6 protein-coding genes are annotated in these 7,491 nt (G+C 74.0%); all 6 read right to left on the bottom strand.

Annotated features, from left to right (window positions below; genetic code table 11):
- Positions 1–53: 53 nt before the first annotated feature.
- The gene (locus DQW06_RS10455) at positions 54–2,810 is read right to left on the bottom strand and encodes a nitrate- and nitrite sensing domain-containing protein (protein ID WP_117198365.1); all 2,757 of its coding nucleotides are present in this window, start codon (positions 2,808–2,810) and stop codon (positions 54–56) included.
- Between the two features lie 329 nt (positions 2,811–3,139).
- Positions 3,140–4,057, bottom strand: coding sequence for a sirohydrochlorin chelatase (locus DQW06_RS10460; protein ID WP_117198366.1), 918 nt, complete (start codon positions 4,055–4,057; stop codon positions 3,140–3,142).
- Positions 4,058–4,213: 156 nt separating this feature from the next.
- A complete protein-coding gene (locus DQW06_RS10465; RefSeq protein ID WP_013154068.1) occupies positions 4,214–4,810 on the bottom strand; it encodes an ATP/GTP-binding protein in 597 nt (198 codons plus the stop codon).
- Positions 4,791–5,285 carry a DUF742 domain-containing protein gene (locus DQW06_RS10470; protein WP_013154069.1) on the bottom strand — a complete coding sequence of 165 codons (495 nt, stop codon included), beginning with the start codon at positions 5,283–5,285 and terminating at the stop codon, positions 4,791–4,793. Before DQW06_RS10470 ends, DQW06_RS10465 begins: the two co-directional genes overlap by 20 nt.
- Entirely contained in the window at positions 5,282–5,716 is a 435-nt protein-coding gene (locus DQW06_RS10475; RefSeq protein WP_013154070.1) for a roadblock/LC7 domain-containing protein, read from the bottom strand. The genes DQW06_RS10470 and DQW06_RS10475 overlap by 4 nt, the downstream gene beginning before the upstream one ends.
- Position 5,717: 1 nt before the next feature.
- Positions 5,718–7,491 (bottom strand): sensor histidine kinase KdpD (locus tag DQW06_RS10480; protein ID WP_157983397.1); only part of this gene is annotated, 1,774 nt, incomplete at its 5' end.

Consider the following 7,491-nt stretch of genomic DNA (forward strand, 5'->3'; position numbering starts at 1 on the left):
GCTCGGGGCGGGTTCCGCAGGCGTGCGCGGCCGCTCTGCGTCCGGGGCTGCCGTCAGCTCTCACCGTTCCCCCTCTGCTGTGTGGGGGCGGGTGCGTGCAGCGCGCCGTCGTGCCACGGTTCGGGGACGGGTTCCTGTGCGAGCGGGTGGCCGTGCGGGTCGGGCAGGAGGTGCTCCCCCGGCGGAGCGGTGCCGCCGGGACCGCCGGAGGCGGGAACGGACCTCTGCGGTCCGGTGTGCGCGAGGACGACGCCGTGCGGGCCGGGCCGGTCCGGCTGCGGGGAGAAGGGCTGCGGTCCGGTCTGTCCGGAAGGCGGCACGGGGGCCTGCGGGCCGGTCTGCCCGGCGGAGACCGCGGAGGGCTGCGGACCTGTCTGGCCCGCGTGCACGGGGACCCGTGGTTCGGCCCGGTCCGCCCGTGGCACCGAGGGCTGGGGGCCGCTCTGGCCGAGAGGCGGCACGGGAACCTGCGGACCGGTCCGGTACCGCTGTGCCAGGGGCTGTGGACCGCTCTGCCCGGAAGGCGGCACAGGAACCCGTGGTTCGGCCCGGTCCGATCGCGGTACCGAGGGCTGGGGGCCGCTCTGGCCGAGAGGTGGCACGGGAACCTGCGGACCGGTTCGGTCCGGCCCCGGCGCGAAGAGCTGCGGACCTGTCTGCCCCGAAGGTGTGACGGGCGCCTGCGGGCCGGTCCGGCCGTGGACGGTGCCGTCCGCGCCGTGGCCGCGCGTGGTGAGGGCGGCCCTCGCGGGAGGCGCCCCCCACCCGGCCGGAACGCGGGCCTCCCGTCCGTTCGCCGCCGGGCGGCCCGTGGGCGTGCCCGCGACCGTCACGAGGTTGTCGACCGGCTCCAGCAGCGAGGCGGGGATGAGCACGGTCGCCCGGGTGCCCCCGTAGGGAGAGGGCCGCAGCCAGACACGGACCCCGTGCCGCCCCGCCAGGCGGGACACCACGAACAGGCCCAGCCGGGGGTCCTCGGGCAGGGCCATGACGTCGAACTCGGGGGGCTGGGTGAGCGTGCGCTCGGCCTCCGCGTAGCCGCGCTCGGACATGCCCAGGCCCCGGTCCTCGATCTCCACCACCAGCCCCTCCGCGGCCGGGGTGCAGCCGACGTCCACGGGCGTTCCCGCCGGGGAGAACTGCGTGGCGTTCTCGACCAGCTCGGCGAGCAGGTGCACCACGTCGGCGACCACCTGCCCGTGCATGAGCACGCGGGGCGCCGAGGTCAGGCGGACGCGTTCGAAGTCCTCGGTCTCGGCGATGGCGGCGCGCAGCACGTCCACGAGCGGGCGGGGCTGGCGCCAGCGGCGGGCCGACTGCCCCCCGCCGAGGATGATGAGGTTGTCGGAGTAGCGGCGCGCGCGGGTGGCCAGGTGGTCCAGGCGGAACAGGCGGCGCAGCGCCTCGGGGTCCTGTTCGTGGTACTCGATCTCGTCGAGCAGGCGGAGCTGGCGCTGGACCAGGGCCTGGTTGCGGAAGGCGATGCCCAGGAAGGCGCGGTTGGCCCCCCGGCGGATCTCGGCCTGGAGCACGGCCGACTCCACGGCGGTGAGCTGGGCGGCGTCGAAGGCCTCGGCGACCTGGCCGATCTCGTCGTCCCCCCAGTCGTCCAGCGGCGGCAGCTCCTCCTGGACGTCGACCTTCTCGCCGCGCTGGGCGCGGTCGACGATGTCGGGCAGGTCGCCGTCGCGGTCCAGGATCTGTTCGCGCAGGTGGGTCAGGCGATCGGTGAGGCGGCGCGAGGAGCGGCCGACCACGGCGATGGCCACCGCGCCGCCCGCCAGGGTGAGCGCGGCCGCCGCCACGCCCAGGAAGACGCGCAGCAGTGCGGCGCTCCAGGCCAGGTCGACGGTGCGCCGGGCCTGGAGCCCGGCCAGGTCCTGTAGCGCCAGGGCGGCCTCTGCGGAGGAGTCGTCCCACGACTGCGCCCTGATGCCGACGTCGGCGTTCCAGTCCGAGCCCGTGGTCCCCTGCCCGGGTTCGTCCGGTTCGGCGAGCGGCTGTCGGGTGACCACCCGACGGCTCAGCTCCTCCGCCCGGGACCAGGCGGGCAGGGACACCAGCTCCTCGTAGCGCGCGGCCACGCTCGGGTGCATCGCGGCGCTGGCCGGCTCCAGGGTGTCGCGGTAGGCGGCGGTGAGGTAGGTGAAGTGCGCCGTCTCCTCGTAGCTCATCTCGCCCCGGGCGATGGCTCCCGCGAGCAGCGCGTCGGCGGTGGAGTAGGCGGAGGACGCGCCCATGAGCTCGCTGGTCAGGACGGCGTCGGTGAGGTTCTCCCCGCCGTCGGTGGTGTGCACGAGCGCGGTGATGGCGCCGGTGGTGCCCGCCAGGACCTCGCCGTAGCGCAGGATGGTCCCCTCCTGCCCGAGGTCGTGCGCGTCCACGTCCGCGCGGACCTCGTCGAGGATCCCGGCGCTGTCCACCAGGTCGGTCGCGCTGCGTTCGACCTCGTCGTCGCGGGTTCCGCGCAGTCGCTCGGCGAACGCGACGGCCTCGGCCATGGCGGTGTCGGTGGCCTCGCGCTGCTCGTCGAGGGCGGCGCCGACCTCGTCGTCGCGGGCTCCGGTGCTCTCGAATCGGCCCAGGTGGACCAGGGAGAGGCGGCGTTCGGCCCGCACCTCGTCGGCCGCGGCGGAGAAGACCTGTGTTCCCTCGCGCGCCTGGACGACGGCTCCCATGAACTGGACGGCGCGGATGGTGCCGATGGCGGCCACGACGAGCCAGAGCGCGAGGAAGCACAGGCTCGGGATCAGCACGATGCGGGTGAGCTGTCTCCGGATCGTGGGCGCGTTGTCGCGGGTTCTGCGCATGGCCCCCTCCGGCCTGTGCGGTTGCCGGGCGGCGAGAGGGCGCCCCGGCGGCTTTCGGTCGGTCAAGCCGAGGCTATCGAAGAATCCTTGCTTTATGCTGTCAAACGATCACTATAAGTTGCCTTTTCTTGGCGCGGCTCTCTCCCCCGGATGTGTTAAAGGCCGCTCTCGGGACGAGAAACCGCAGGTCCGGACGCCGGGCGCACGCGACGGGGGCCGCCCGCTGTGCGGACGGCCCCCGGGAGGCACACCCTCGTGTGCCGGGGTACGGCGTGTCGCGCCCTCGGGGCGCTGTCGGGGAAGGCTGCGCTCGTCGCGGCCGCGCGCCGTCAGGACTCCGGGCGGTGCCGGGAGCCCACCGGGGCGGGCAGCTCCTCGACCGTGGGCGGCTGCTCCACGCCAAGGGAGTTGAGGACCTCGGCGTAGCGCAGGGCGGCGATCTTGCCCAGCAGGCTGTCCGCGCCCAGGGGCGCGCCGAGTCTGGCGCCGAAGCGCGCGGCGAGCGCCTCCAGCTCCTCGCGGGGCAGCTCCGGCCCCAGGGCGCTGGGCGCGATCACCGGACGCTTGCAGCCGCCCTGGCGCAGCTGGCCCACGACCTGCTCGACCGCGGCCTCGTTCTCCAGGTCGGCGGGCAGCACGGTCAGGCCCAGGCGCGCGGCGAGCAGCACGGCGCTCACCCCCGCGGCCCCGGCCGCGGCCTCGCCGCCCACGGCTCCGACGATGATGCCGTCCGCCATGGTGGTGTCACGGGCGACGACGCTGATCAGGCGCATGCGGTCCGCGCGCACGTATCCGGACTCGGCCAGCCGCAGGTGCAGCACCTCGGCGAGCATGGGGTGCGGCCCCAGGCCCTCGGTGACGCGCGCTTCGGCGCCGGTCCGGGCGACGGCCTCCTCGATCGCCGCGGACGTGCCCGCGTGCGGTGCGGTGACCAGCGGGACGACGACGGCGGACAGGGGGCTGCCCTGGTCGTCCTTGAGATCGGTGAGGGCCTCGGTGAGGCTCTGTTCGTCGCCCTCGGTGTGGCCGTAGCGGATGGTGACCTCGGGGCGGTAGGCGCGCACGAGGTCGGCCATCCGGGCACCGATCGACTCACCGTCGGCGCCCCTGGCCCGGTCGGCCGTGCCCGGGACCGCCATGATCAGGGCGGGGGTGCCGAACCAGTTGTCGAAGGACAGCGGGTTGCGGTGGCGGCCGGAGCGCCGCTTGGGCAGTTCGCGTGGGGGAAGTCGGTCAGAGTTTCGCATACCAGGATTCAGATGAGAGGCGGATGGGGTGCCCGGTGGGGCCGGTGGTCACTGCCGCGACATTGTAGCGTTCGGCACCTTGTTGCATGGGCGTGTCCTCCGAACGTATACCGGATCGAATCCGCAGGGATTGTCCGGGTCGGCGACCCGCACGTGTCACCCGCTCATGACGGGGCTCCGGCCCTGGATCACGTGGGTGACCAGCTCCACCAGCACCTCCTTGCAGGACTCGCGCTCGCGGGCGTCGGCCATGATGACCGGCACCTCGGCGGAGATGTCCAGCGCCTCGCGGACCTCCTCGTGGCGGTAGACGGTGGAGCCCTCGAAGCGGTTCACCGCGACCACGAAGGGCAACCCGCGGCGCTCGAAGAAGTCCACGGCGTGGAAACAGGTGTTCAGGCGGCGGGTGTCGGCCAGGACGACCGCGCCCAGCGCCCCCTGGGAGAGCTCGTTCCACATGAACCAGAACCTGTCCTGTCCGGGGGTGCCGAACAGGTACAGGACGATGTCGGGGTTGATGGTGATGCGGCCGAAGTCCAGGGCGACCGTGGTGGTGGTCTTGTCCTCCACTCCCCCGAGGTCGTCCACGCCGTAGCTGGCCTCGGTCATCACCTCCTCCGTGCTGAGCGGGGTGATCTCACTGACGGAGCCGACCAGTGTGGTCTTGCCCGCGCCGAATCCCCCCGCGACGATGATCTTCACCGCCTGGGGGATCGCTTCCTGCGGCCTGGTGTCAGAGTCTGCGGATGCCATCGAGTACCGCCTGAAGTACTTTCTTCTCGGGAAGCTGGGTCATGGGCGCCCGGGTGCGCACGTCGCCGTCGGCGAGGAGGTCTCCCAGGAGCACCCTGACGACGGTCAGGGGGATGTCGAGCCGGGCGGAGATCTCGGCCACCGATATGGGTCTGCGGCACAGGCTCAGGATGGCCTGCTGTTCGGGCTCTCCCTCCCGGTCCCCGCGGTCCGCGGCGGCGACGACGATGGTGACCAGGTCCAGACTCGGACCGGTGCGGGGCCGGGTGCGGCCCCCGGTCATGGTGTACGGGCGCACGAGCTGTCCCGAGGGGGCGTCACCGAGCACGACGCCCGCCGAGGGTCCCTCCGACGTCGGGTGCCCCCGTCCCCTGTACCAGGCCAGTGCCCGGCGGCCGGACAGCGGCTGCGCCGCCTCGTCCGGGGCCGAGGGCACGGCCGGCGGCGCTCCGCGCCGCTCTCCGGACGTGCTCATGAACCGGCGCTCCCGGTGACGGTGAGGTGGTCCGGCCGGCGCGGCGCGGCGGTGAGGAACTGGCCCACCCGCTTGACCCGCAGGTTCATCTCGTAGGCGACCAGCCCGACGTCGGCGTCCTCGGTGGCCAGCACCGCCAGGCACGCTCCGGCGCCCGCGGCGGTGACGAAGAGGTAGGAGTGCTCCATCTCCACCACGGTCTGGCGGACGTCGCCGCCGCCGAAGTGTCGGCCCGTCCCGCGCGCCAGGCTCTGGAACGCCGACGCCAGGGCCGACAGGTGCTCGGCGTCCTCGGGGGCCAGCCCCCGCGAGCCTCCGAGCAGCAGTCCGTCGGCCGACAGCACGATCGCGTTCTCGGCGCCGACGACGCGGTCGACCAGGTCGTCCAGGAGCCAGTCCAGATTGTCAGCGGCCTTGCTCTTGCCCACCATGTCAGTCGCTTTCTCCCGTGTGATCGTCGGCGCTCGCACCGACCTGACCGTCACTGCTGTGTTCACGTCCGTCGGCGTCGACCCCGATGTCCGCGGCCCGGCCGCGCCGGGTACCGGCGCTGAAGGCGTCCATCATCTGCCGCGCCTGTTCGGGGGTGCGCCGTGAGGAGCCCGGGGGGTCGGCGTCGTCCCACTCCGGCGGGTCCGCGGCTCTGAGCTGGGGGGCGAGGCTGGCCTGGCGCCTGCGCCGGGGAAGTCCGGGGCGGCCGGGTGCGGCGCCGACCCGGCCGGACCCGGGTTCGGTCCCGGGAGCGGCGTCCGCGGTCTCGGAGTCGGGCACGGGCGCCGGTACCCGGCGCAGCAGGGGCGTGCCCCGGGCCGGGCGTGCGCCGTCGCCGTCGCGGGGGACCGGACGCAGGAGCGGCCGGCTCCGGTGGGGGGCGTCCTGCGTGGTGAGCGCGTCACCGTGCTGCGCCGACGGCTCACGCAGTACCGAGTGGGCGCCCTGGCGGATGGCCGCGCGGGGCCGTTCCGGGGCGCTGGACGAGGAGGCGACCAGGGCGCCGGGGATGAGCACCACGGCCCGGGTCCCGCCGTAGGGCGAGTGCCGCAGCTGCACCCGGATGTCGTGTTTGGCGGCGAGGCGGGCGACGACGAACAGGCCCAGGCGCGAGTCCCCGCCGGAGGTCATGACGTCGAACTCGGGCGCCTCGCTGAGGGTGCGGTTGGAGCTGGTCAGGACCTCCTCGGTCATGCCCAGGCCCCGGTCCTCGATCTCCACGGCCACGCCCTTGGGCACGGACTCGGTGGCGATGGTGACCTGGGTGTGCGGCGGCGAGTAGGCGGTGGCGTTCTCGACCAGCTCGGCGAGCATGTGGATGACGTCGGCCACCGCGGCGCCGGACAGCGACAGGTCGGGGACGGAGGTCAGTCGGACCCTGGTGTACTCCTCGGTCTCGGAGATCGCGCCGCGCAGGATGTCCACGAGCGGGACGGGGTGGCGCCAGCGGCGGCCGGGCTGGGCGCCGCCCAGGATGATGAGGTTCTCGGCGTGGCGGCGGCCCCGGGTGGCCAGGTGGTCGAGCTGGAAGAGGCTCTCCAGCAGGTCGGGGTCCTCCTCCTCGCGCTCGACGCGGTCCAGCAGCTGGAGCTGGCGCTGGAGGAGGGACTGGTGGCGGTGGGCGATGCCGAGGAAGACCCGGTTGACGCCCGCGCGGATGTCGGCCTGTTTGACGGCGGCGGCGACGGCGGTGCGCTGGGCGATGTTGAAGGCGTCGGCGACCTGGCCGACCTCGTCGTCGCCGTGGTCGAGCTGCTTCATCTCGGTGTCGAGGTCGACCTGCTCCCCCGACTCCAGGCGGCGCACGATACGGGGCAGGTCGCTGCGCGCGCTGCCCAGGGTGTCGGCGCGCAGCTGGGCGAGCCGGTGGGTGAGGCGTCCGGCGGAGCGGGCGGCCACACCGTAGGCGAGGGTGCCCGCGAACAGGGAGGTGATGCTGCCGCCCAGCGCGAGGGTGAGCATCCAGGAACTGGCCTGCTCGGTGGCGGTGACGACGGAGGCGGCGCGCGTGGCGGTGATGTCGGCCAGTTCGGCGTTGACCTGGTCGGCGGCCTCGCGCCAGCCCCCGAGCCCCTCGGGCGGCGTCGGGTCCCGGGTCTGTTCGCCGCTGAGGACGTCCACGATGACCGGGGCCTCGTGGGTGGCGAGGGTGTCCGCGATGGCCAGGGCGTCCTGCCAGGGGCGGCTCTCGGCGAGTGCGGTCAGGGCGGGGGGC

The sequence above is a fragment of the Nocardiopsis sp. TNDT3 genome (assembly GCF_003427465.1).
In the GTDB taxonomy this organism is placed as follows: Bacteria; Actinomycetota; Actinomycetes; order Streptosporangiales; family Streptosporangiaceae; genus Nocardiopsis; species Nocardiopsis dassonvillei.